Source organism: Pseudohaliea sp., from assembly GCF_054552115.1.
The window spans coordinates 13,435-35,581 of sequence record NZ_JBTOLW010000013.1; the positions used below are offsets into that span (position 1 = coordinate 13,435).

Sequence of the window (22,147 nt, forward strand, 5' to 3'; positions counted from 1 at the left end):
GCACCCGCCAGGAGGCCACTATGATCGCCAGCTCTTTTTCCCACTCCCTCAGCGCCGCCCTCCCGCGCACGCTGGCCCGTCTGCCCGGCGTCAGCCGCCTGCCCTGGCCCGGCCCCCTGGCCCTGGTCCCCGCACCCGTGGAGCGGGCCGCTGCCGAGGCGGCGGTGAACCGTGCGCTGGCGCCGCAGCTTGCGGACGGCGACGTGGACTTTCTCGAGGGGCGCAGCCTGCGCATCCGCATCCTCGATATCGGCTGCGACTGGCTGGTGACCAAGAGCGGCGTGCGGCTCGCCTTCCGCGCCGGCCGCGACGGTGCGGAGGCCACCTTTGCGGGGGACGCGCGCAGCCTGCTGCTCCTCGCCGCGCGCCGCGAAGATCCGGATACGCTGTTCTTCCAGCGCCGGCTGGTGATCGAGGGCGATACAGAGCTCGGCCTGCAGGTGAAGAACCTCATCGACAGCGTCGACTTCGACGAACTGCCGGCGCCCCTTACCCGGGCCCTGGGTTTTGGTGCCGAGTTCGCAGAGGCGCTGCCCGGGACTGTCGACGCCGCCTGAAGGGCGCGGCCGGAGGACCGGAAGCGGGCTGCTAGTCCACCGCGGCCGTCATGGCCCGCACACCGCGAAAGAAGCCGTCACACACCGGCGCGCTCACCCAGCGGTCGACGGCCGTTTCCTCGCAGGTACCATCGAGCATGGCGCGGTAGCGGCCGATGATCTCGCCCATGTGGCCGGGCTGCGGGGAAAGGCGCAGCATATCCACGCCGAGCGTGGCGAGGTCGGCACCGTGACCCAGCAGGTGCTGCACCGCACCGGATTGCGTCTGCACGCCATTCAGCGTGAACAGCGGCTCGCCCTCCTGGCTCGCCATGGGCAGCCCCTCCGGATAGTCCTCGCAGACGATGTCGCAGCGATCCTTGGGCCGGCCCACGTGCCGGGCCGTGAAGCAGCGTGCCGAACAGGCCAGCGGCACCCGGCCGAAGGCGAACAGCTCGGTTTCCAGCATGATGCCGGCGCGGCGGGCCTCCCCGAGGAGGTCGCCGAGCCCCTCCCGGGACAGCTCCAGCGGCGGCACCCAGCGCACCATGCCGCGGTCGCGCAGGAGCCGCAGCGCGGCCACGTTGTAGAGGTTAAGGCTGGCGCCGCCAACGAACGGCAGGCCGGCCTCAGCGAGCAGGCGCACCGCGCCCATGTCGTTCGCCTCCACCATGAATTCGCCATTCCGACAGAGCCGCCGCACCGTCGACAGCTCAGAGCCCGCCTGCACCAGCGCCAGGGTAGAGATCACCACCTGCTTGCCGGTGGCGGCGAGTTCCCGGCCCAGGGCGAGCCAGTCATCGGCAGCGAGGCTGCGCCGCCTGGCGCAGACGGTCTCGCCGAGGTACACGGTGTCCAGGGGGTCCGCTGCGCGCTCCACGTAAAAGGCCTCGATGGCATCGCGGGACCACTGGTAGAGGAGAGGGCCGAGGGAAAGACGCATGGCGGGCTCCTGTTGCCGGTCTGTGGCCGGTCTACTGCCAGTCTATTGCCAGGGGCGGTCGTAGGCGCCGAGGGTGGTCTGCGCCCCCTCGGAGAGGCTGGCCAGCGTGGCCATCCATTCCCGGCGCGGCGTGTAGGCCGCCGGGGCCCGGCGGCAGGCATCGAGCGCCTCACGCCAGACCCGGACGACCTTGTCGACATAGGCCACGCTGCGCTGGCGGCCCTCGATCTTCACAGCCGCGACCCCCGCCCGGGCGAGTGCGGGCAGCAGTTCGAGGGTGTTGAGGCTCGTCGGCTCCTCGAGCGCGTGGTAGGTCGCGCCGTTCACCGTGAAGCGGCCCTTGCAGACGACCGGGTAGCCGGCGTTTTCGCCGGGGCCGAAGCGATCGATGAGGATGTCGTTCAGACGCACTTCCGTGCCGGCGTCGCTCTCCACCCAGCGCACGGCCTGCGCCGGGCTGCAGGCGCCTTCCGTATTCGGGGACTCGCCGGTGGTCCAGGCCGAGAGCAGACAGCGCCCCTCGACCATGACACAGAGGCTGCCGAAGCCGAACACCTCCAGCTCCATGGGGCTGTCCTGGCAGAGCCGCTCGACCTGTGCCATCGACAGCACCCGGGGCAGCACCGCACGCTCGACCCCGAAGGCCTCGGCATAGAAACGCAGCGCCTCGCTGTTGGTGGCCGAACCCTGTACGGACAGGTGCCGGCGCACCCCGGGGTGCCTGCGTGCCGCGTAAGCAAGGACCCCGGGATCGGCGAGGATCAGCGCGTCCACGCCGAGATCCGCCGCCATGTCCACCGCGCGCTGCCAGCGGCGCCAGCCGGCGGGCTGCGGGTAGGTGTTGATGGCGACATAAACCTCGCAGCCGCGCCCGTGCGCATGGGCCACGGCCTTGCGCGCGCTGCCATCATTGAAATTGAGACCGGCGAAGTGACGGGCATTCGTGTCGTCGCGAAAACCCAGGTAGACCGCGTCGGCGCCGGCGGCGACGGCCGCCTTGAGCATGGGCAGGTTGCCCGCGGGACAGACGAGTTTCACCGCGATTCCTCCAGGTTCCGGGACGCGCCAGCGTGGCGTGCGTACAGGGCGACCCGTGGACGGGGCGGCCCATGTACAGGAAGGTATTGTCCGGGAAACGGGCCCGCGGCTAGTGAACCCGGGGGGAGGAGGGGCCGGCGCGCGCTCGCCGCCCCGGCGGAAAAGCCCCGCCCGCTAGGCGGCCGCCGCGAGGACCTCGCGCACCTGGCGGATCACGGCGCCGGTCTCCGGCCGGGCCTGGTGCCAGCGGTAGTAGGACTCGGCGGCCTGCTCCACCAGCATGCCGAGGCCGTCGGATACAGCCCAGGCCGCATGTTGCGCCGCCCAGCGCATGAACGCCGTGGGCTCGGCGCCGTAGACCATGTCATAGCAGCAGCTGCGCTCGGTGAGGATGCCCGCAGGCAGCGGGGGCACCTCACCGGACAGGCCGGCACTCGTGGCATTGATGACGAGGTCGAAAGCGCGGCCTTCGAGGACATCGAGGCCGCCCCCGGCAACATCGCCCAGGTCACCGAAAATCCCTGCAAGCTCTTCGGCCTTGGCCGCCGTCCGGTTGGCGATGAACAGGCTGTGCGGGCCTTCGAGGAGCAGTGGCTCCAGCACGCCGCGGGCGGCACCGCCGGCCCCGAGCACCAGCACCCGCGCGCCCTGCACCGCCCAGCCCAGGTTCACGATCATGTCGCGCACGAGGCCGAGGCCGTCGGTGTTGTCGCCGAGGATGGCACCGTCCGGCGCCGGGTGCAGCGTATTCGCCGCACCGGCCCGGCGGGCGCGGTCCGACAGCCGGTCGGCGAAGGCCGCCGCTTCCGGCTTGAAGGGCACGGTAACGTTGAGGCCGGCACCACCGCGCTCAAAGAAGGCGCGGGCCGACCGCTCGAAATCACCGAGCTCCACGCGCACGGCCCGGTACTCGATACGATGGCCGAACTGGGCTGCAAAGGCACTGTGGATGATCGGCGACTTGCTGTGCTTTATGGGGTTGCCGTAGACGGCGAATTTGCGGGCGCTGCTCACGGGGCTGTCCTCCCGGTCCGTCATGGGTTCCGTCACGGGGCCAGCCAGTCGCGGCCGGTCAGGAACTCGCTGGTCAGCGCCGCCTCCGGCGTGCCGGGCTCCGGGTGGTAGTCGTATTCCCAGCGCACCAGCGGCGGCAGGGACATGAGTATCGCCTCCGTGCGCCCGTCGGACTGCAGGCCGAAGAGCGTGCCGCGGTCGAAGACGAGATTGAACTCCACGTAGCGCCCGCGGCGGTAGAGCTGGAACTGGCGCTCGCGCTCGCCCCAGGGGGTATCCCGCCGGCGCTGCACGATCGGCCGGTACGCCGGCAGATAGGAGTCGCCGACCGCGCGCATGAAGGCGAAGCAGGTATCGAAGTCCCAGTCGTTGAGGTCATCGTAGAACAGGCCGCCGACGCCCCGCGGCTCCCTGCGGTGCTTCAGGTAGAAGTATTCGTCACACCAGCGCTTGAAGCGCGGGTAGACGTTCTCGCCGAAGGGGGCGCAGGCATCGCGGGCCGTGCGGTGCCAGTGCACGCAGTCTTCCTCGAAACCGTAGTAGGGCGTGAGATCGTAGCCGCCGCCGAACCACCACACCGGCGCCTCGCCGGGCTTCTCCGCCACGAACAGGCGCACGTTGGCGTGCGAGGTCGGGATATACGGGTTCTCCGGGTGGATGACGAGGGACACGCCCATGGCCTGGTAGCTGCGGCCGGCCAGCTCGGGGCGGGCGGCGGTCGCCGAGGGCGGCAGCCCCTCGCCTAAGACGTGCGAGAAGTTGACCCCGGCCTTCTCGAACACGGCGCCGCCGGCGAGGACGCGGCTGCGGCCGCCGCCGCCCCCGGAGCGCTCCCAGCTGTCGACGATGAAACCCTCGCGGCCATCCTCCTCGGCGAGCTCGTCGCAGATACGGTCCTGCAGGCCGAGCAGGTACGCCTTGACGGTGTCCAGCGGCAGGGTGTCGGGCAGGCTATCGGTCATGGTAGCGGTCCTTCTGGCGGGGCGCGGCCCGGGCGGGGGCCGGCGCGAGCTGCCGGCGAGCACGGATTCTAGCAGGCGCTGGGGGGCAGGCAAGGCGAACTCAGCGCAGGCGCCGGTAGCCGCCGGCGCCGCGGTCGGCAAGGCCTGCGAGCTCAAGCTCTCCCGCGGCAGTCAGTACCCACTCCACACTTTCCCCCAGGTCCAGGGCCGGGCGGTCCGGCGCGCGCTCGCCGGCATCGAGAGCGCCGAGAAGGCGACGCGCGGGTGCCGACAGGGCAGCGCCGGGTGCCGCGGCGCTTTCCGCGGCTCCGCCGGTCTTGAGAAGGCCCGGCGGCAGGAGGCCCGGCCAGCCGAGAGCCAGGAGCACGTCCGCGGCGCTTTCCACCAGCCCGGCGCCATCGCGCAGCAGCTGCAGGCAGCCGCGGCCCCCGGGATGAAAGCGCGACCAGGGCACGGCGAAGACGTCCCGGCCCTGTGCGGCGGCCGCGCTGGCGGTGAGCAGGGTACCGCTGGGCAGCGCCGCCTCGATCACCAGGGTACCGAGCGAGAGCCCGCTGATCAGCCGGTTACGCCGGGGAAAGTGCGAGCGGCGGGGCCCGGCGCCGGGGGGCAGCTCGGTGACCAGGCAGCCGCGCTCGACGATGGCCGCGGCGAGGTCCCGGTGCCGCCGCGGGTAGACCTGGTCGATACCCGTGGCCATGACCGCGACCGTGTCACCACCGGCGTCGAGGGCCCCGCGGTGGGCACAGCCGTCGATGCCGAGAGCCAGGCCGCTGGTTACCGTCAGCCCCGCCTGCGCCAGGTCGCCGGCGAGCTCCCGGGTCGCCCGGCGGCCCAGGGCGCTGGCCCGCCGACTGCCGACAACGGCCAGCTGCGGCCCCGCGAGCAAGGCCGGGTCACCGCGCAGGTACAGCCAGGGCGGCGGGTCGCTGATGGCGCGGAGGAGGGCGGGATAGCCCGCGTTGCCAAAGGGGAGGGCGCTGGCGCCGACACGGCGCGAGCGCTCAAGCGCAGCACGCTCCTCACGGCCGGGACCCCGGCGCCGGCGGGCGGCCAGGGCGCTGCAGGCCGCGGGCGGGAGACCGGCGGCCCGCCAGGCGCGCGGGCCGGCGGCAAGACAGGTGTCGCTATCGGGAAAGGCTGCCAGGAGCGCGCGCGCGGCGGCGGCCGACAGGCCGTCGCAGAACTCGAGCAGCAGGCAATGGGCGAGGCTGTCCCCGGGCATGTGTCTTCCCTGGCCGGGCGGCGCCGCAGCGCCGCGCGCGCCACCTCCCTGTGGCGCCGGAATGCTGAATCAGCAGTGTAGCCTAGGGATTCTTGACTTTGTCCATCACTTTCAGCACCCGGCTCGCCTTGAGCACGAGGGCATAGCTCGCCTTCTCGGCGACCTCGAAGACCATGGCCAGGCCCGCGCGCGTATCCGGCAGGCGGACGTTGTTGCGCGCGACCTCGTCGAAGGTCATGGAGCCCGCCTGGTAGATGGCGAGCACGTGTCCGCGCTCCAGCCCGTCCCGGGCACCCTTGTTCAGAACCACGATATCCGTGGTGCCGATCTGGCTGACGCCGCCGTCCACGGCGATCATGAAGGCATCCTCGAGTTCCACGCCCGGTGCCCGGGGCTGGAAGGTGGCGTCGAGGACCCGCTCCTCCAGGGGCAGCAGCCGGTCGGTAATGCGCACCTCCTCGGTGACCCGGGTCACCTCCAGCGTGGTGACCTCGTCGCGGTTGCTGGACAGCAGCTGGGCATCGCCGATGTCCTTGCCCTGGTAGCCGAGGATTTCCAGCGTGAGCGGATCCCGGTAGATGTCCCCGGCCCGGTAGATCCCGTAGCTGCGCTCGCCGTCGGGAAAGTAGCCCCGGCCGTAAACGGTATCGCCGGCGGCGCTGATGAGCCGTTCCTCCGAGGCGGCGACCACGTAAGCGGCGTTGTCCAGTTCCTCCGCGCCGAGGATACGGTGCCGGCGCAGGAAGGCGCCGATCTGGTCCAGGGGAATCACCGGGATCGCGAGGTCCCGGGGCGAGACGCGCATGTCCGGCGTGAGCTTCACGCCCCGGCCCCGGCGCACGCCGAGCCGCGGCCTGCCGTTGACCCAGCTCAGGTAGAGCTCGTCGCCCGGGAAAATCAGGTGCGGGTTGTCGACCTGCGGGTTGACGTCCCAGAGCTCCGGCCAGAGCCAGGGCTTTTCGAGGTACATGCCGGCGATACCCCAGAGCGTGTCGCCCTTCCTGACGATGTAGGTCTCCGGCGCCCCCTCGGCCAGCTCCAGGGCGGCGGCCAGCGGGGCCGCGAGGCCCAGGGCAACGGCGAGGAAGAGGGCGCGCGCCGCCCCCGTGACGGAACTGCTACCGGGTGCTCTCGAGTTGCTCATGGCTACCTACCGCCCGCTTTATTGTGGTGCTGGTTGTGCTGCTGGTCGTGGCGCCTCCAGGGCGGCCGCTTCCCCCGACGCCTGCGTTGCAACCGGCGTCGCCGGGCGCAAGACAGACCTGTATACTGGGAGTTTGCTGTGGCGGCTGGCAACTGACAAGTCCCCGCGGGACTATTCACGCCGGCCCCGCCGAAGACAAAACACCGCCGAGAACACAGGAAGGGGCGCTGCCGATGGCAATCATGGACATTCTCTCTTTCCCGGACCCGCGGTTGCGCACCCGCGCCGCGCCCGTGGAGTCCGTGGACGACACCCTCCGGTCCCTGGTCGACGACCTCTTCGAGACCATGTACGACGCCGGCGGGATCGGCCTCGCCGCGACCCAGGTCAACGTCCACCAGCGCCTGCTGGTCATGGATACCTCACCGGAGCGCGACCAGCCCCGGGTCTATATCAACCCCGAGTTCGAGATCCTCGACCCGCAGCTGGGCGAATACGACGAGGGCTGCCTCTCCGTGCCCGGCTTCTACGAAACGGTGAACCGGCCGCAGCGCATCCGCGTCAGCGCACTCGGCCGCGACGGCGAGGCCTTCACGGAGGAACTCGAGGGGCTGGCAGCGATCTGCCTGCAGCACGAGGTGGACCATCTCGACGGCAAGCTGTTTGTCGACTACATCTCTCCCCTGAAGCGCCAGCGTATCCGCCGGAAGCTGGAAAAAGCACAGCGCGTGCGCGCCTGAGCCGGTGAAGCTCCTCTTCGCGGGCACACCCGAGTTCGCGCGCGTTCATCTCGACGCCCTCCTCGCCGCGCCGGAACACGAGGTGCTGGCCGTGCTCACCCAGCCGGACCGGCCGGCCGGGCGCGGCAAGCGCCTCACCGCGAGCCCGGTCAAGGAAAGCGCGAGCGCGGCCGGTGTACCGGTCCTGCAGCCACAGACGCTGCGTGACGCCGCGTTCCAGGAGACCCTCGCCGGCTACGGCGCGGACGTGCTGGTCGTGGTCGCCTACGGCCTGATCCTGCCCGCGGCCGTGCTGGCGATCCCGGCCTTCGGCTGCCTCAACGTCCACGCCTCGCTGCTGCCGCGCTGGCGTGGCGCCGCGCCGATCCAGCGCGCCATCGAGGCCGGCGACGCGGAATCCGGCGTGACCATCATGCAGATGGATGCGGGCCTGGACACCGGGGCCATGCTCGCTACCGCGGCCTGCCCCATCGACGAGAGCACCACCGCCGCCGACCTGCACGACCGCCTGGCGACGCTCGGCCCGCCACTGCTCCTGTCCGTGCTCGCTGAGCTGCCGGCACGGCAGGCCGCGGCGTCGACCCAGGACGATACAGGCGCCAGCTACGCGGCCAAGATCGACAAGGCCGAGGCGGCCCTGGACTGGTCCCTGCCCGCCGCAACGCTGGCCCGGCGCATCCGCGCCTTCAACCCCTTTCCGGTCTGCTTCACCACCCTGGGCGACGAGCGGGTGAAGGTCTGGCACGCGGTCACGGCCGCCGGTGGGGCCGGCGCGCCGGGTACCATCCTGGCCAGTGACGACCGCGGTCTGCTCGTCGCCTGCGGCGAGGGCTGCCTGCGCCTGACGGAACTGCAGTTTCCCGGCGGGCGCCGCCTGCCGGTGGCCGAGCTGCTGCGCGCCCGGGCCGACCGCCTCGCCCCCGGCACCCGCTTCGGCAACGCCCCGGCCTGATGACCCTGGCACCGCGCGCCGCCGCCGCCGGCGTCATCGCCGGGGTCCTGGCAGGCCGCTCCCTCGACTCCCTCCTCGCCGGTGCCCGGGAGCGCGTCGCCGAACGCGACCGGCCCCTGGTCGCCCAGCTCTGCTATGGCACGCTGCGCCTCGCGCCGCGGCTGGAGGCCCTCGCCGGCCAGCTCCTGGACCGGCCCCTGCGGCGCAAGGACAGGGACGTTCACGCACTGCTGCTGCTCGGCCTGTACCAGCTCGATGACACGCGCATCCCCGACCACGCGGCGGTGGCGGAAACCGTCGGCGCCACGGCCGAGCTCGGCAAGCCCTGGGCTCGGGGGCTCCTGAATGCCGTGCTGCGGCGCTACCGGCGCGAACAGGCCGCCCTCGAAGCCGCGCTCGCACCGGCGGCCCGGGCGGCGCACCCCGCCTGGCTCTACGACGCGCTGGCAGCGGAATGGCCCGACGCCCTGGACAGTATCCTCGCCGCCAACAACAGCCAGCCGCCACTCACCCTGCGCGTCAACCGGCAGCGCGGGGACCGCGAGGCGGCCCTGGCCGCGCTGGCCGCAGCCGGGATCGAGGCCGCGGCCGGTGCGCTGTCGCCGGATGCGCTGACGCTGGCCCGGCCCGGCCCGGTCGAGGCGCTGCCGGGCTTCGCCGAGGGTGTTTTCAGCGTGCAGGACGAGGCGGCCCAGCTCGCGGCACCGCTGCTCGCCCCCCGGGACGGCGAGCGCGTCCTCGACGCCTGTGCCGCTCCCGGCGGCAAGGCCTGCCACCTGCTCGAGATCGCGCCCGGCTGCAGGCTCACGGCGGTGGACGTCGATGCCGGGCGCCTCCAGCGGGTTCGGGAGAACATCGATCGCCTCGGCCAGAACGCGGAGCTCATCATCGGCGATGCCGCGGACCCGGCGCTGCTCGAGGGCGCAGCGCCCTTCGACCGCATCCTCGTGGACGCGCCGTGCAGCGGTACTGGCGTAGTGCGCCGGCATCCGGATATCAAGGTCCTGCGCCGGGAGGCCGATGCCGGGCAGCTCGCCGCGCGGCAGCGCGCGATCCTGGACGGCTGCTGGTCGCGCCTCGCCCCCGGGGGGCGGCTGCTCTATGCGACCTGCTCCCTGCTCGGCGCCGAGAACGACGGGGTCGTCGGGCCCTTCCTCGCCACCCGCGGGGATGCCCGCGAGTGCACTCCCGAGGTCGCCGGGGCCCGGCGCACCGCGCACGGCTACCAGCTGCTGCCCCGGGCGGGCGGCTGCGACGGCCTCTATTATTCCCTGCTGGCGAGAGCGGACCGGTCGCCGTGAAGGCGTGAGGGTGAAGGCTTACAATGGCCGCGGGAATTCTTTAAGGTTCGATCACCTCAGCGGGGCGGTCAGCGCGGCATGAAAATCATCATCCTCGGGGCAGGCCAGGTCGGTGGCACCCTTGCCGAGCACCTGGCCGACGAGAAGAACGATATCACCGTCGTCGACACCAATGGCGACAAGCTCCGCGCCCTGCAGGACCGGCTCGACATCGGCATCGTCATCGGCCACGCGTCGAGCCCCACCACGCTGGAAGGCGCCGGCATCGCCGACGCCGAAATGCTTATCGCGGTGACCAACAGTGACGAGATCAACATGGTCGCCTGCCAGGTTGCCCATACGCTGCACCGCACCCCGAGAACGATCTCGCGGGTCCGGGCCACGGCCTACCTCGAACGCCAGGAAACGCTCTTCAACCGCGAGCACATTCCCATCGACGTGATCATCGGCCCCGAGCAGCTGATCACCGACAGCATCCGGCAGCTCATCATCAACCCGGGGGCGCTGCAGGTCATGGACTTCGCCGGCGGCCGGGTACAGCTGGTGGCCGTGCGCGCGGTGCACGGCGGTCCCATCGTCGGCCAGGAACTCGCCGCCATCCGCAAGCATATGCCGAAGGTGGATACGCGGGTGGCCGCGATCTTCCGCCAGGACCGGGCCATCATTCCCGAGGGCGATACCGTCGTGGAAGCGGATGACGAGGTCTTCTTTATCGCGGCCCGGCAGCATATCCGCAAGGTCATGTCCGAGCTGCGGCGGGTGGACAAACCCTACCGCCGGGTCATGATCGCCGGTGGCGGCAACATCGGCGAACGTCTCGCCGCCGGCATCGAGAACGACTACTCGGTCAAGCTCATCGAGAACAGCTACCCCCGCTGTCGCGCGCTGTCCGAACGCCTCAAGCATACCCTCGTGATCGACGGCAGCGCCTCGCAGCCACAGCTGCTCAAGGAAGAAAGCATCGACGCCGTGGACGTTTTCTGCGCGCTGACCAACAACGACGAATCCAACATCATGATGTCGATGCTGGCCAAGCGTCTCGGCGCCAAGAAGGTGATCACGCTGATCACCAACAAGGCCTATGCGGAGCTCGTGGGCGACGAGATCGACATCGCCATCTCGCCGCAGGAAATCACCATCTCGAGCCTCCTCGCCCATGTCCGCAAGGGCGAGGTGAGCAATATCCACGCCCTGCGCCGCGGCGCCGCGGAGGCGCTGGAACTCACCGCCCTCGGCGATGCCTATGCCTCGCGGGTCGTGGGCCGCAAGCTCGAGGACATCGCGCTGCCGGAGGGCGTAACGATCGGCGCCATCGTCCGCGGCGACGAGGTACTCATCGCCCACCGCCACGTGGTGGTCGAAACCGGGGACCACGTGATCCTCTTCGTCGTGGACAAGACGCGGATCCCGGCGGTGGAGAAACTCTTCGCCGTCGGTCTCGGCTTCTTCTCCTAGGAGCAGGCCCGGCCCATGCAGCTCGCCATTTCCCTGCGCATCCTCGGCCTGCTGCTGACGCTCTTTTCCAGCGCCATGCTGGTCCCGCTGGTCGTGGCGGTGGTGGCCGAGGACGAAACGGTGCCCGGCTTCCTCGCGGCCTTCTCCATCACCCTGACCGCGGGCCTGCTGCTCTGGCTGACCATGCGCGGCGCAGAGCGGGAACTGCGCATCCGCGACGGCTTCCTCGTCACGGCCCTGTTCTGGACCGTTCTCGGCCTGTTCGGGGCCCTGCCCTTCGCCCTGACCGAATCCCTCGGTGTGGGGCCCGTGGACGCCGCCTTCGAGTCTATCTCCGGGCTCACCACCACCGGCGCGACGGTGCTCGTTGGCCTGGACGACCTGCCCCGGTCCCTGCTGCTCTACCGGCAACTGCTGCAGTGGCTCGGCGGCATCGGCATCATCGTGGTGGCCGTGGCGGTCCTGCCCATGCTCGGTATCGGCGGCATGCAGCTCTACCGCGCGGAAACGCCGGGGCCGAGCAAGGACAGCAAGCTGACACCGCGCATCGCCGAGACGGCGAAGGCGCTGTTCATCATCTACGTGGCCCTGACCGCGACCTGCGGCCTGGCCTATTTCGCCGCAGGCATGACGCCTTTCGACGCCGTCTGCCACGCCTTCTCGACCGTGGCCATCGGCGGCTTCAGCACCCACGACGCCAGCATGGGCTACTTCAACAGCAACACCATCTACCTCATCTGCACGCTGTTCATGCTGGTATCGGCGATCAACTTCGGCATGCACTACAGCGCCTTCAAGCGGCGCAGCCTGGCCCACTACCGGCAGGACTCGGAAACCCGCTTCTTCGGCAGCGCCATGCTCGTTTGCACCACCGCGACCATCGCCTATCTCATCGCCTCGGGCACTCTCGACGTCGAGGACGGCATCGTCCACGGCCTTTTCCAGGCGGTCTCGATCACCACCACAACCGGCTTCGCCACCCAGGATTTCGCGGCGTGGCCCGGCTTCCTGCCCATGATGCTGCTGATGTTCTCCTTCATGGGCGGCTGTGTCGGCTCGACCGGCGGCGGCATCAAGGCCATGCGCCTCATGCTGATTTACAAGCAGGGCATTCGCGAGCTCAAGCAGCTGATACACCCGCACGCGGTGATCCCCCTGAAGGTGGGCAACCGCCGGGTGGAGGCCACGGTGGTCAGCGCGGTGTGGAGCTTCTTCGCCGTCTACACCTTCGTGTTCATCGTACTGATGCTGGTGCTCATGGCCACCGGGCTAGACTTCCTCACGGCCTTCTCGGCCATGGGCGCCACCCTGAACAACCTCGGCCCCGGGCTGGGTGCCGTGAGCGCCAACTACGCCGGCATCGGCGACTTCGCCAAGGCCGTACTCTGCCTATCGATGCTGCTCGGCCGCCTGGAGGTGTTCACGCTGCTGGTGCTGTTCACGCCGATGTTCTGGCGCCAGTAGCCGGCGCCGCCGATCCTCACGCCCGGTCCCGGGCCTTGCGGATCATGTCGTAGGCGACCTGGATTTCCTGCGCCCGCTCCGTGGCCACCTTCAGCATGTCTTCCGGCACGCCGCGGGCGATGAGCTTGTCCGGGTGGTGCTCGCTCATGAGCTTGCGGTAGGCCCGTTTCAGTTCGCGGTCGTCCACGTCCGGGCTAACGCCCAGGGCCGCGTAGGCATCATCGAGGGAGGTGCCGGGCTGCACGGCGGCACCGCCGGCACCGTGGAAATGCTCCTGCGCCCGGGTCATGCCGAGGATCTGGTCGAGCTGCGCCTCCGTGTAGCCGAGGAGTCCGGCCACCTCGCCGAGGACCCGCCGCTCCGCCGCGTCGAGCTGCTGATCCGCCAGCGCCAGCGACACCAGGAAGAACAGCAGCGTCTGCTTCACCAGGCGCTGGCCGCGGCAGGCCTCGAGGAAGCGGGCCACCACCGGGGCGGGGTCGAAGCCCGGCGCCGAGCCCTGCTTGAACAGGCCGATGGCCTCCTTGCGCTGCCCGGCATTCAGGCGCAGCTGGCGGAAGAGCGCCTCCGTGTGGTCGATCTCGGCCTGGGAAACGCGACCGTCCGCCTTGGCGATATAGCCGAGAAGCAGGAAACAGGTTTCGAAGAAGCTGCGCTGGATGCGGGCGATACCCTCGCGGCCGCCCAGCGCGAACTGACCCGCGAGGCCGCGATCGAAGGCGTGGCCGAGCAGCAGGCCGACCAGGAGGCCCAGGGGGCCGGCGACGAGGAGCCCGAGAAGGCCGGCGACGAGTTTGCCGTAGAACATGCGCGTCTCCGCTTGCGGGGGGAGGCTTCTCCGGGCAGCGGAAAATGCCCGGGAGGGCACCGCTGCCGGGGCAGCGGCGCATATTATGCCGGGTGCTCAGCCTGTATAATAGCCGCTTTTTTGCCCCGGCCCGTCGCCGGGGCCGGGGGACGGAACAGCATGAGCGACAAGCTGACTTTCCAGGAGCTGATCCTGCGCCTGCAGGCCTTCTGGGGCGAAAAGGGCTGCGTGGTCCTGCAGCCGCTGGACATGGAGGTGGGCGCCGGCACCTTCCACCCGGCCACCTTCCTCCGCTCCCTCGGCCCGGAGAACTGGAACGCGGCCTACGTGCAGCCCAGCCGCCGGCCTACCGACGGCCGCTACGGCGAGAACCCGAACCGGCTGCAGCACTACTACCAGTTCCAGGTGGTCATGAAGCCCTCGCCGCCCGAGTTCCAGGCGCTCTACCTCGAGTCCCTGCGCGCCCTCGGCATCGATACGGGCATCCACGACGTGCGCTTCGTGGAGGACAACTGGGAGTCACCGACGCTCGGCGCCTGGGGCCTGGGCTGGGAGGTCTGGCTGAACGGCATGGAGGTGACCCAGTTCACCTACTTCCAGCAGGCCGGCGGCCTCGAGTGCTACCCGGTCACCGGCGAGATTACCTACGGCCTGGAACGCATCGCCATGTACCTGCAGGGCGTGGACAGCGTCTACGACCTCGCCTGGGCCGAAACGCCCGCCGGCACCGTGAGCTACGGCGACGTGTTTCACCAGAATGAAGTCGAGATGTCGCGCTACAACTTCCGCGAAGCGGACACGCGGGCGCTCTTTCACCAGTTCGACCACTGCGAGGCCGAGGCCGGCCGCCTGGTCGGCCTTGAACTGCCGCTGCCCGCCTACGAGATGGTCATGAAAGCCTCGCACACCTTCAACCTGCTCGACGCCCGGCACGCCATCTCGGTGACCGAGCGCCAGCGCTACATCCTGCGCGTGCGCACCCTGGCCCGCGCCGTGGCCGCCGCCTACGTCGAGGCGCGGGCGCGCCTCGGCTTCCCCATGGCGGATGAGGCTCTGCGCGAGGCCGCCCTTGCGGACCGGCAGCAGGTCGCGGAGGCCAGCGCATGAACACGGAGACGCTGCTGATCGAGATCGGCACCGAGGAACTGCCGCCGAAAGACCTCAAGACGCTGGGACTCGCCCTGCGCGACGGCCTGCTGAAGGGCCTGGCGGACCGCGACCTGACCCGCGGCGAGGCCCGCTGGTTCGCCACGCCCCGGCGCCTTGCCGTGCTGGTGGAAGACGTTGCCGAGGCCGCGCCGGCCCGGCAACTCGAACTGCTCGGCCCGCCGGCGGACCGCGCCCGCGACGCGCAGGGCGCGTGGACACCGGCCGCGGCGGGCTTCGCCCGCAAGCAGGGGGTCGACCCCGACGACCTCGAGCTCATCGACACGCCGAAAGGGCAGCGCCTGGGCCTGCGCCGGGAAGAACCCGGCGCGCGCACGGCCGACTGCGTCGGCGCCATTGTCGACGAGGCCGTCGCCGGCCTGCCGGTCAGCAAGCGCATGCGCTGGGGCGCGCACCGTTTCGAGTTCGTGCGTCCGGTGCACTGGGTCATGGCCCTCTTCGGGGAGGCGGTCCTGCCCTGTGAGGTGTTCGGCATCGCAGCGGGCAACCGCACCCGTGGCCATCGTTTTCACGCGGACCGCGAGCTTACCCTGGCCCGCCCCGAAGACTACGAGCGGACCCTCGCGGAAGCCCGGGTCGTCGCCGACTTCGAGCGCCGCCGCGGCATGATCCGCGAACAGGTCCTCGTGGAGGCCAGCGCCCTCGGCGCCGAGGCCGTCATCGACGAAGACCTGCTCGACGAGGTCACCGGCCTGGTGGAGTGGCCCGTGGCCCTGACCGGCGCCTTCGACAAACGCTTCCTGGCCGTGCCCCCGGAGGCCCTGGTCTCCGCCATGAAGGAGCATCAGAAGTATTTCCACGTGGTCGACGACGCCGGTGAGCTGCTGCCCCACTTCATCACCGTTGCCAACATCGAGAGCCGGGACCCGGCGCAGGTCATCGCCGGCAACGAGCGCGTGATCCGCCCGCGCCTTGCCGATGCGGCCTTCTTCTACGAGCAGGACCGGCAGGCGACGCTCGCCAGTCGCGTGGAGGCGCTGAAGAGCGTCGTGTTTCAGAAGGACCTGGGCACCCTGTGGGACAAGACATCGCGGGTGCAGTGTCTCATTCGTGAACTGGCCGATGCCATCGGCGCCCCGGCGGACGACGGCGAGCGCGCCGCGCACCTGGCCAAGGCCGACCTGACCACGGAGCTGGTGCTGGAATTCGGCGACCTGCAGGGCATCGCCGGTGCCTACTATGCGCGCCACGACGGCGAGGCCCCGACCGTTGCCGAGGCGCTGCAACAGCAGTACTGGCCGCGCTTCGCCGGTGATCGCCTGCCGGAAGGGCCCGTGGCAACGGCCCTCGCCCTGGCGGACCGGCTCGATACGCTGGTCGGCATCTTCGGCATCGGCCAGCCGCCCACCGGCTCCCGGGACCCCTTCGCCCTGCGCCGGGCAGCGCTCGCCGTGCTGCGCATCCTGGTGGAGAAGGGCCTGGACCTCGACCTGCGCGAGGCCCTCGCCCTCGCCGCGGCCCAGTTCCCCGCCGGGACGCTGGCCGACGACGCGGTGGAACAGACCCTGGGCTACAGCATCGAGCGCTTCCGGGCCTGGTTCGAGGACGAGGGCATCGCCACGGGTAGCTTCCGCGCCGTCACCGCGCTCGGCCCGACCCGGCCGCTGGACATCCACCGCCGGGTACACGCGGTGCATGCGTTCAGCGAAATGCCCGAGGCGGAGGCCCTGGCGGCAGCCAACAAGCGGGTGGCGAACATCCTCGCCAAGGCCGGGGAGAACGACACAGCGGCGGCTGTCGACCCCGCGCGTTTCACCGAACCCGCGGAGGGCGCGCTCTGGGACGCCCTCAGGGAAGCCGGTGCCGCGAGCGCTGCGCAGCTGGCCGAAGGCGCCTACCGCGAGGCCCTGGCGGCCCTTGCCACCCTGCGCGAGCCCGTCGACCGCTTCTTCGACGAGGTCATGGTCAACGCCGAGGACCCGGCGCTGCGCGGAAACCGGCTCGCCCTTCTGCACGTGCTGCGGCAGCACTTCCTCGCCGTGGCGGACATTTCCCTGCTCGAACCGCGCTGACCCGCCTGCGCAGGCGACAGGTCCGCCCCGGCGCCCCTGCCCGGGCGCGGGCCGGTGCTTTACACTGCGCCCATGGACAACCCCGACCTGCTGCTTTCCTCCCTCGGCGTGCTGCTCGCGCTGCTCGCCGGCGCCGGCCTCGGCGCGCTCCTCCGCGGCCGCACCCTGGGCCGGCTGCAGGCCCGCTGCGAAGGGCTCGAGGGGCAGCTGGCCGCCGCCGCCGGGGAAGGCGAGCGCGCCCGGCAGACCCTGGAGGAGGCGCGGGCCGAAGGCGATCGGCTGTCGCGCCGGGAAGCGGAGCTCAAGGCCGAGCTTGCCCACCGCGAAGCGCGTTATGCGGAGCAGCTGGCGCTCCTGAAGGACAGCCGGGAGCAGCTGGCGCGGGAGTTCGAGAACCTCGCCAACCGGATCTTCGAGGACAAGGGCAAGCGCTTCTCGGACCACAACCGACAATCCCTGGAGGCGCTGCTTACGCCCTTCCGCGAGCAGATCGAGGGCTTCCAGCGCCGCGTCAATGAGGTACACGGCGAAACCCTGCGTGGCAACACGGCCCTGGAAAAGGAAATCCAGAAGGTGCTGGAGATCGGCCTGAAGATGAACACCCAGGCCGACAACCTCACCCTCGCCCTCAAGGGCGACAACAAGGCGGCGGGTAACTGGGGCGAGGCCCAGCTGGAGCGGACCCTGGAAATGGCCGGGCTCCTGCGGGAAGAGCATTACCAGACCCAGGCCAGCTTCCGCGATACCGAGGGCCGGCGGAAACAGCCGGACTTCCTGATCAAGCTGCCGGACGGCAAGCACCTCGTGATCGACAGCAAGGTCTCGCTCGTGGACTACGAGCGCGCGGTGACGGCGGCGACGGAGGAAGAACGCCGGCAGGCGCTGGCCGCCCACGTGCAGGCCGTGCGGCGGCATATCGATGATCTCGCATCAAAGGACTACGCCAACCTGCCGGAGCTCGGCAGCCCGAGCTTTGTGCTCATGTTCATGCCTATCGAACCCGCCTACATCGAGGCCATGAAGGAGAACCGCGACCTGTTCAACTACGGCTACCAGCGGGGCGTCGTCATGGTCTCGCACACGACGCTCATGCCGATCCTGCGCACCGTGGCCAACCTGTGGATGGTGGACCGCAGCAACCGCGAGGCGCGGCAGATCTCCGACGCCGCCGGCGACCTGTTCAACCAGGTGTGCCTGGTGTCGGAGCGGCTATCGAAGCTCGGCAAGTCACTCACCGCGGCGAGCAACCATTACAACGACACGGTAACGGCCCTGGTCGGCAACCAGGGCCTGCACGGCAAGGTCGAACGTTTCAAGACCCTGTCGGCGAAAGCCAGCAAGGACCTGCCGGCCATGGAACCGCTGCACCCGGGGCTGGACGACGAGCGCCTGGACCTCGTGTTGGCGGCCCCTGCCACCGAAGAAGCGGACACGGCAGAAGAGCCCGCGGACGCCGGCGACCCGGTCCCGGGAGCGCCGTAGACCTTGTGCCGTAGACCTTGCGACAGGGCGCCTAAACGTCCAGGTTGGCCACCGAGAGCGCGTTCTCCTCGATGAACTCGCGCCGCGGGTCGACCTGGTCTCCCATGAGCGTGGTGAAGATCTGGTCGGCCTTGATGGCGTCCTCGATGGTGACCTGCAGCAGGCGACGGGTTTCCGGGTCCATGGTGGTTTCCCAGAGCTGGTCCGGGTTCATTTCGCCGAGGCCCTTGTAGCGCTGGATGCTGTAGCCCTTGCGCGCCTCCGCCATGAGCCAGGCGAGACCCTCGGAGAAGTTCCGCGTCTCGAGGGTCTTCTCGCCGCGCTGGAAGTAGCCGCCCTCGTCGATGAGGCTGTTCAGCTCGTCGCCGAGTTCGGCAAGGCTGCGGTACTCGCCGGAGGCAAAGAAATCGCGCTGGTAGTCGTGCTCGGTCTCGACGCCGTGCGCGAGCAGGCGTACCACGGGATAGTAATAGCCCTGCTCCGGCGCACGCCGCACCGTCACCGTGTAGCGTTCCCCCTGGCCAAGGTTCGATTGTAAGCGCTCACTTAGGCGCTCGGCGAAGTCGGTAACGGCACGCTCATCCTCCAGCTGCTCGGGCGAAAGGCGCAGACCATCGACGATGGCCCACAAGGCCGAGGGAGAATAGCGGCGCGAGAGCCGGTCGATGGTCGCCGCGACGGCGCGGAAACGGCCGACCAGGGCGGCGAGGGCTTCACCGGCGATGGCGGGCGCTTCCGGGTTCACGTAGAGGGCGGCGCCGTCCAGGGCGGCTTCCGTGAGGTACTGGGTCAGTGCCGCCTCGTCCTTCAGGTAGTGGTGCTGCTTGCCACGGCTGATCTTGAACAGCGGCGGCTGTGCGATGAACACATGGCCGCGCTCGATGAGCTCGCGCATGTGGCGGAAAAAGAAGGTCAGCAGAAGGGTTCTAATATGGGACCCATCAACATCGGCATCGGTCATGATAATGATGCTGTGATAGCGCAGCTTGTCCGGGTCGAACTCCTCCTTGCCCACGCCGCAGCCCAGCGCCGTCACCATGGTACCGACCTCGGCGGAGCCCAGCATTTTGTCGAACCGCGCCTTCTCAACGTTGAGGATCTTGCCCTTGAGGGGCAGGATGGCCTGGAAGCGCCGGCTTCTGCCCTGCTTCGCGGAACCCCCCGCGGAATCCCCCTCAACCAGGAACAGCTCGGACAGCGCCGGGTCCTTCTCCTGGCAATCCGCCAGCTTCCCGGGCAGGCCGGCGATATCCAGCGCGCCCTTGCGCCGGGTCATCTCCCGAGCCTTGCGTGCAGCTTCCCGGGCCCGGGCCGCGTCCAGCATCTTGCCGACCACGGCTTTCGCCTCCTGCGGGTTTTCCAGCAGGTAGTCGGAGAAGTGCGTATTCATGGCCTGCTCTACGGCAGTTTTCACCTCGGAGGAGACCAGCTTGTCCTTGGTCTGGGAGGAAAACTTCGGGTCCGGCACCTTTACCGAGATGATCGCGGTCAGGCCCTCGCGCGCGTCGTCGCCGGTGGTGTTGACCTTCGCTTTCTTCGCCAGGCCCTCCCGCTCGATGTAGGCGTTCAGGCTGCGGGTCAGGCTGGCGCGGAAACCGGCGAGGTGCGTACCGCCGTCCCGCTGGGGGATATTGTTCGTATAGCAAAAGATGCTTTCCTGGAAGGCATCGTTCCATTGCATGGCGACCTCGACGCTGATGCCGCCCTCGCCTTCCACCTGGAAATGAAAGGGCTGGTTGATCGGGGTCTTGTTCTGGTTGAGGAAGTTCACGAACTCCTGCAAACCACCCTCGTAATGATAGGTTTCCGCCTTGCCGGAGCGTTCATCGTGTAACTCGATGTGCACGCCGGAGTTCAGGAACGCCAGCTCCCGGAGCCGCTTGGCCAGCAGATCGAAGTGAAACTCGATGTTGGTGAAGGTCTCCGCGGAGGGCTTGAAGCGGATCAGGGTGCCGGTCTGCTCTGTGTCACCGATAACCGCGAGCGGCGCCGCGGGCACACCGTGATGATAGACCTGCTCGTGCACCTTGCCGTCGCGCCAGATGGTGAGGCGGAGCTCTTCGGAAAGCGCGTTCACAACGGAAACACCCACACCATGCAGGCCGCCGGAGACCTTGTAGGTATTGTCATCGAACTTGCCGCCGGCATGGAGCACGGTCATGATGACCTCGGCGGCCGAGACGCCCTCCTCGTGCATTTCGGTGGGTATGCCTCGCCCATCGTCCGATACCGAGATGGATTCGTCGGGATGGATGATAATCCGGACGGTGCTGCAGTAGCCGGCCAGGGCTTCGTCAATGGAGTTGTCCACCACCTCGAAGACCATGTGGTGCAGACCCGTGCCATCGTCCGTGTCACCGATGTACATCCCGGGGCGCTTCCGTACCGCATCCAGGCCCTTGAGGACCTTGATGCTGGAGGAGTCGTATTGGGCGGGGTTGTCTTGTTCGCTCATGCGTCGCTCTCACTGTCCGTGTTCGACGGTGTCGGGGTGCCGGGGTCAGCCGCCGGGCCCACCGGAGTTACCCGCCCCTGTTCCACGTGGAACAGTTGCGGCGGCACCGCCGCAGCGGGCCACGTGCCTGCCATCGCGTCCTCCGCGATGCAGGTGATGAAAACCTGGGCGCCCAGGGCCTCGAGCTGCTCACACACCCGCCGCAGGTGGGCCGCATCCAGCTCCGAAGGCAGGTCGTCGATGAGGTAGGTACACGTCATCGGACGCTCCTGGCGCCGGAGCACCTGGCCCTGCGCCAACTTGAGCGCACAGACCACGAGCTTCTGCTGGCCACGGGATAGCGTATCCGCAGCACTGTGGTCGCCCGCGGTAACGACAATCTCCGCCCGCTGGGGCCCGACATGCGTGTAGCCCTGTTCACGGTCAGTACCTGCCGTGGCGGCGAGCGCGTCCCGGTAAGGCAGGCTCGCATCCCATCCCTGGCGAAACCGAAGACTCACCGCCTCGCATTCGGGCAGCAATTCGGTCGCTACCTCCTGAAACACGGGCACCAGCTGTTCAAAGTACCTGCGGCGACAGGCGGTCAGCCGCTCCCCGGCCTGCGCCAGGTCTCTCGTCCACACCGCCAGTTCGTCAGCGTCCAGTTTATCACGGCGAAGTAGCGCGTTGCGCTGCTTTATGCAGCGCTGAAACCGTTGCCAGATGGCGAAGAACTCGTGTTCCACGTGGAACACTCCCCAGTCCAGGAAGCGACGCCGCCCCGTCGGCGGACCCACCAGTAGCTGAAAGCTGTCCGCATTGATCACCAGCACCGGAAGCTCCGCCGCAAGGCTGGACACGTTGCGTACCGGTCGACCAGCCACCTTCAGCATCGCCATCCCGGACGTATCTCGTTGAACCCCAAGCCCACGGACCGCTCCGCCTGCCCGCGCCACTTCGCCATACACCGTGCAATGAGCCTCGCCATGCCGAATAACCGAGCGGGCGCTGCTGGCGCGGAAGGAGCGGGCGAGACTGAGCATGTGGATCGCTTCGAGCACGCTGGTCTTCCCGCTCCCGTTCTCCCCGAACAGCACGCAGGTCCGGCCAAGGCCGTGCAGGCGTACTGCGTCCAGGTTGCGGACGCTATAAATATCCAGGCGGGTCAACACAGGACTGCGGAGAACCAGACAGAGCTCGCGTAGTTCCGGGGCGAGGGCGGCATACTGCTCTCAGTCACTCCCCGTTACACGCTTTGTGGGGGCACCCTCCACCAGCCGCCCCTGCCGCCTCAGCACGGGATCTACGTGGGGCGGCAGGGGCGAGGGCGGCATACTGCTCTCACAAAGCGTGTATCGGGGAGCGACTGGGGGTACCCTCCACCAGCCGCCCCGGGAATCTGCGACTGCTCAGGGGGTAAGGAACCGCCCACTGAAGTATCAGGTATTGCCCCAAAAAGTCCGCGAAGGG

The 22,147-nt window shown here is 69.3% G+C and carries 18 protein-coding genes; 9 read left to right on the plus strand and 9 right to left on the minus strand.

What is annotated here, in order from left to right; translation table 11 throughout:
• The first annotated feature begins 20 nt into the window (after positions 1–20).
• Positions 21–557, plus strand: coding sequence for a ubiquinone anaerobic biosynthesis accessory factor UbiT (gene ubiT, locus ACX93N_RS08220; protein ID WP_459427925.1), 537 nt, complete (start codon positions 21–23; stop codon positions 555–557).
• A gap of 31 nt (positions 558–588) precedes the next feature.
• Here ubiT and ACX93N_RS08225 read toward each other — a convergent pair whose 3' ends face one another.
• From ACX93N_RS08225 to ACX93N_RS08250, 6 genes are all read right to left on the minus strand, one after another.
• Positions 589–1,479, minus strand: coding sequence for a U32 family peptidase (locus tag ACX93N_RS08225; RefSeq protein ID WP_459427926.1), 891 nt, complete (start codon positions 1,477–1,479; stop codon positions 589–591).
• Positions 1,480–1,521: 42 nt separating this feature from the next.
• Complete coding sequence (ubiU, locus tag ACX93N_RS08230) at positions 1,522–2,517, minus strand: ubiquinone anaerobic biosynthesis protein UbiU (RefSeq protein ID WP_459427927.1); 996 nt, start codon at positions 2,515–2,517, stop codon at positions 1,522–1,524.
• 174 nt (positions 2,518–2,691) lie between these two features.
• Positions 2,692–3,531 carry a shikimate dehydrogenase gene (gene aroE / locus ACX93N_RS08235; RefSeq protein WP_459427928.1) on the minus strand — a complete coding sequence of 280 codons (840 nt, stop codon included), beginning with the start codon at positions 3,529–3,531 and terminating at the stop codon, positions 2,692–2,694.
• A gap of 32 nt (positions 3,532–3,563) precedes the next feature.
• Entirely contained in the window at positions 3,564–4,493 is a 930-nt protein-coding gene (gene hemF, locus ACX93N_RS08240; protein ID WP_459427929.1) for an oxygen-dependent coproporphyrinogen oxidase, read from the minus strand.
• 100 nt (positions 4,494–4,593) lie between these two features.
• Positions 4,594–5,718, minus strand: coding sequence for a DNA-processing protein DprA (gene dprA / locus ACX93N_RS08245; protein ID WP_459427930.1), 1,125 nt, complete (start codon positions 5,716–5,718; stop codon positions 4,594–4,596).
• Between the two features lie 82 nt (positions 5,719–5,800).
• Positions 5,801–6,862 (minus strand): LysM peptidoglycan-binding domain-containing protein, encoded by a 1,062-nt coding sequence (locus ACX93N_RS08250; RefSeq protein WP_459427931.1) that lies wholly within the window; start codon positions 6,860–6,862, stop codon positions 5,801–5,803.
• A 233-nt stretch (positions 6,863–7,095) separates the two neighbouring features.
• Between ACX93N_RS08250 and def the strand changes: the two genes are divergently transcribed.
• The 5 genes from def (at position 7,096) to ACX93N_RS08275 (ending at position 12,774) form a co-directional block, all read left to right on the plus strand.
• Positions 7,096–7,602 (plus strand): peptide deformylase, encoded by a 507-nt coding sequence (gene def, locus ACX93N_RS08255; protein WP_459427932.1) that lies wholly within the window; start codon positions 7,096–7,098, stop codon positions 7,600–7,602.
• A 4-nt stretch (positions 7,603–7,606) separates the two neighbouring features.
• Positions 7,607–8,554 (plus strand): methionyl-tRNA formyltransferase, encoded by a 948-nt coding sequence (fmt, locus tag ACX93N_RS08260; RefSeq protein WP_459427933.1) that lies wholly within the window; start codon positions 7,607–7,609, stop codon positions 8,552–8,554.
• Complete coding sequence (gene rsmB, locus ACX93N_RS08265) at positions 8,554–9,855, plus strand: 16S rRNA (cytosine(967)-C(5))-methyltransferase RsmB (RefSeq protein WP_459427934.1); 1,302 nt, start codon at positions 8,554–8,556, stop codon at positions 9,853–9,855. The genes fmt and rsmB overlap by 1 nt, the downstream gene beginning before the upstream one ends.
• Before the next feature lie 78 nt (positions 9,856–9,933).
• Positions 9,934–11,310, plus strand: coding sequence for a Trk system potassium transporter TrkA (gene trkA / locus ACX93N_RS08270; RefSeq protein ID WP_459427935.1), 1,377 nt, complete (start codon positions 9,934–9,936; stop codon positions 11,308–11,310).
• A gap of 15 nt (positions 11,311–11,325) precedes the next feature.
• Positions 11,326–12,774 (plus strand): TrkH family potassium uptake protein, encoded by a 1,449-nt coding sequence (locus ACX93N_RS08275; RefSeq protein WP_459427936.1) that lies wholly within the window; start codon positions 11,326–11,328, stop codon positions 12,772–12,774.
• A 16-nt stretch (positions 12,775–12,790) separates the two neighbouring features.
• On the opposite strand, the gene djlA is transcribed toward ACX93N_RS08275, so the two are convergent.
• Complete coding sequence (gene djlA / locus ACX93N_RS08280; protein WP_459427937.1) at positions 12,791–13,582, minus strand: co-chaperone DjlA; 792 nt, start codon at positions 13,580–13,582, stop codon at positions 12,791–12,793.
• Between the two features lie 159 nt (positions 13,583–13,741).
• On the opposite strand from djlA, the gene glyQ reads away from it, so the two are divergent.
• From glyQ to ACX93N_RS08295, 3 genes are read left to right on the plus strand one after another with little or no spacing between them, the layout of a single operon-like run.
• Positions 13,742–14,689 (plus strand): glycine--tRNA ligase subunit alpha, encoded by a 948-nt coding sequence (gene glyQ, locus ACX93N_RS08285; protein ID WP_459427938.1) that lies wholly within the window; start codon positions 13,742–13,744, stop codon positions 14,687–14,689.
• The gene (gene glyS / locus ACX93N_RS08290; protein ID WP_459427939.1) at positions 14,686–16,761 is read left to right on the plus strand and encodes a glycine--tRNA ligase subunit beta; all 2,076 of its coding nucleotides are present in this window, start codon (positions 14,686–14,688) and stop codon (positions 16,759–16,761) included. The genes glyQ and glyS overlap by 4 nt, the downstream gene beginning before the upstream one ends.
• A 54-nt stretch (positions 16,762–16,815) precedes the next feature.
• A complete protein-coding gene (locus ACX93N_RS08295) occupies positions 16,816–18,243 on the plus strand; it encodes a DNA recombination protein RmuC (protein WP_459427940.1) in 1,428 nt (475 codons plus the stop codon).
• 31 nt (positions 18,244–18,274) lie between these two features.
• On the opposite strand, the gene gyrB is transcribed toward ACX93N_RS08295, so the two are convergent.
• A complete protein-coding gene (gene gyrB / locus ACX93N_RS08300; protein ID WP_459427941.1) occupies positions 18,275–20,698 on the minus strand; it encodes a DNA topoisomerase (ATP-hydrolyzing) subunit B in 2,424 nt (807 codons plus the stop codon).
• On the minus strand, positions 20,695–21,846 hold the full coding sequence (gene recF, locus ACX93N_RS08305) for a DNA replication/repair protein RecF (protein WP_459427942.1): 1,152 nt from the start codon (positions 21,844–21,846) through the stop codon (positions 20,695–20,697). The genes gyrB and recF overlap by 4 nt, the downstream gene beginning before the upstream one ends.
• Positions 21,847–22,147: the final 301 nt, after the last annotated feature.

What these genes read in the sequence shown, in the direction of transcription:
- ubiT (WP_459427925.1), top strand. Translation starts at nt 21, where the DNA reads ATGATCGCCAGCTCTTTTTCCCACTCCCTCAGCGCCGCCCTCCCGCGC.
- ACX93N_RS08225 (WP_459427926.1), bottom strand. Translation starts at nt 1,479, where the DNA reads ATGCGTCTTTCCCTCGGCCCTCTCCTCTACCAGTGGTCCCGCGATGCC.
- hemF (WP_459427929.1), bottom strand. Translation starts at nt 4,493, where the DNA reads ATGACCGATAGCCTGCCCGACACCCTGCCGCTGGACACCGTCAAGGCG.
- dprA (WP_459427930.1), bottom strand. Translation starts at nt 5,718, where the DNA reads ATGCCCGGGGACAGCCTCGCCCATTGCCTGCTGCTCGAGTTCTGCGAC.
- ACX93N_RS08250 (WP_459427931.1), bottom strand. Translation starts at nt 6,862, where the DNA reads ATGAGCAACTCGAGAGCACCCGGTAGCAGTTCCGTCACGGGGGCGGCG.
- def (WP_459427932.1), top strand. Translation starts at nt 7,096, where the DNA reads ATGGCAATCATGGACATTCTCTCTTTCCCGGACCCGCGGTTGCGCACC.
- rsmB (WP_459427934.1), top strand. Translation starts at nt 8,554, where the DNA reads ATGACCCTGGCACCGCGCGCCGCCGCCGCCGGCGTCATCGCCGGGGTC.
- trkA (WP_459427935.1), top strand. Translation starts at nt 9,934, where the DNA reads ATGAAAATCATCATCCTCGGGGCAGGCCAGGTCGGTGGCACCCTTGCC.
- ACX93N_RS08275 (WP_459427936.1), top strand. Translation starts at nt 11,326, where the DNA reads ATGCAGCTCGCCATTTCCCTGCGCATCCTCGGCCTGCTGCTGACGCTC.
- djlA (WP_459427937.1), bottom strand. Translation starts at nt 13,582, where the DNA reads ATGTTCTACGGCAAACTCGTCGCCGGCCTTCTCGGGCTCCTCGTCGCC.
- glyQ (WP_459427938.1), top strand. Translation starts at nt 13,742, where the DNA reads ATGAGCGACAAGCTGACTTTCCAGGAGCTGATCCTGCGCCTGCAGGCC.
- glyS (WP_459427939.1), top strand. Translation starts at nt 14,686, where the DNA reads ATGAACACGGAGACGCTGCTGATCGAGATCGGCACCGAGGAACTGCCG.
- gyrB (WP_459427941.1), bottom strand. Translation starts at nt 20,698, where the DNA reads ATGAGCGAACAAGACAACCCCGCCCAATACGACTCCTCCAGCATCAAG.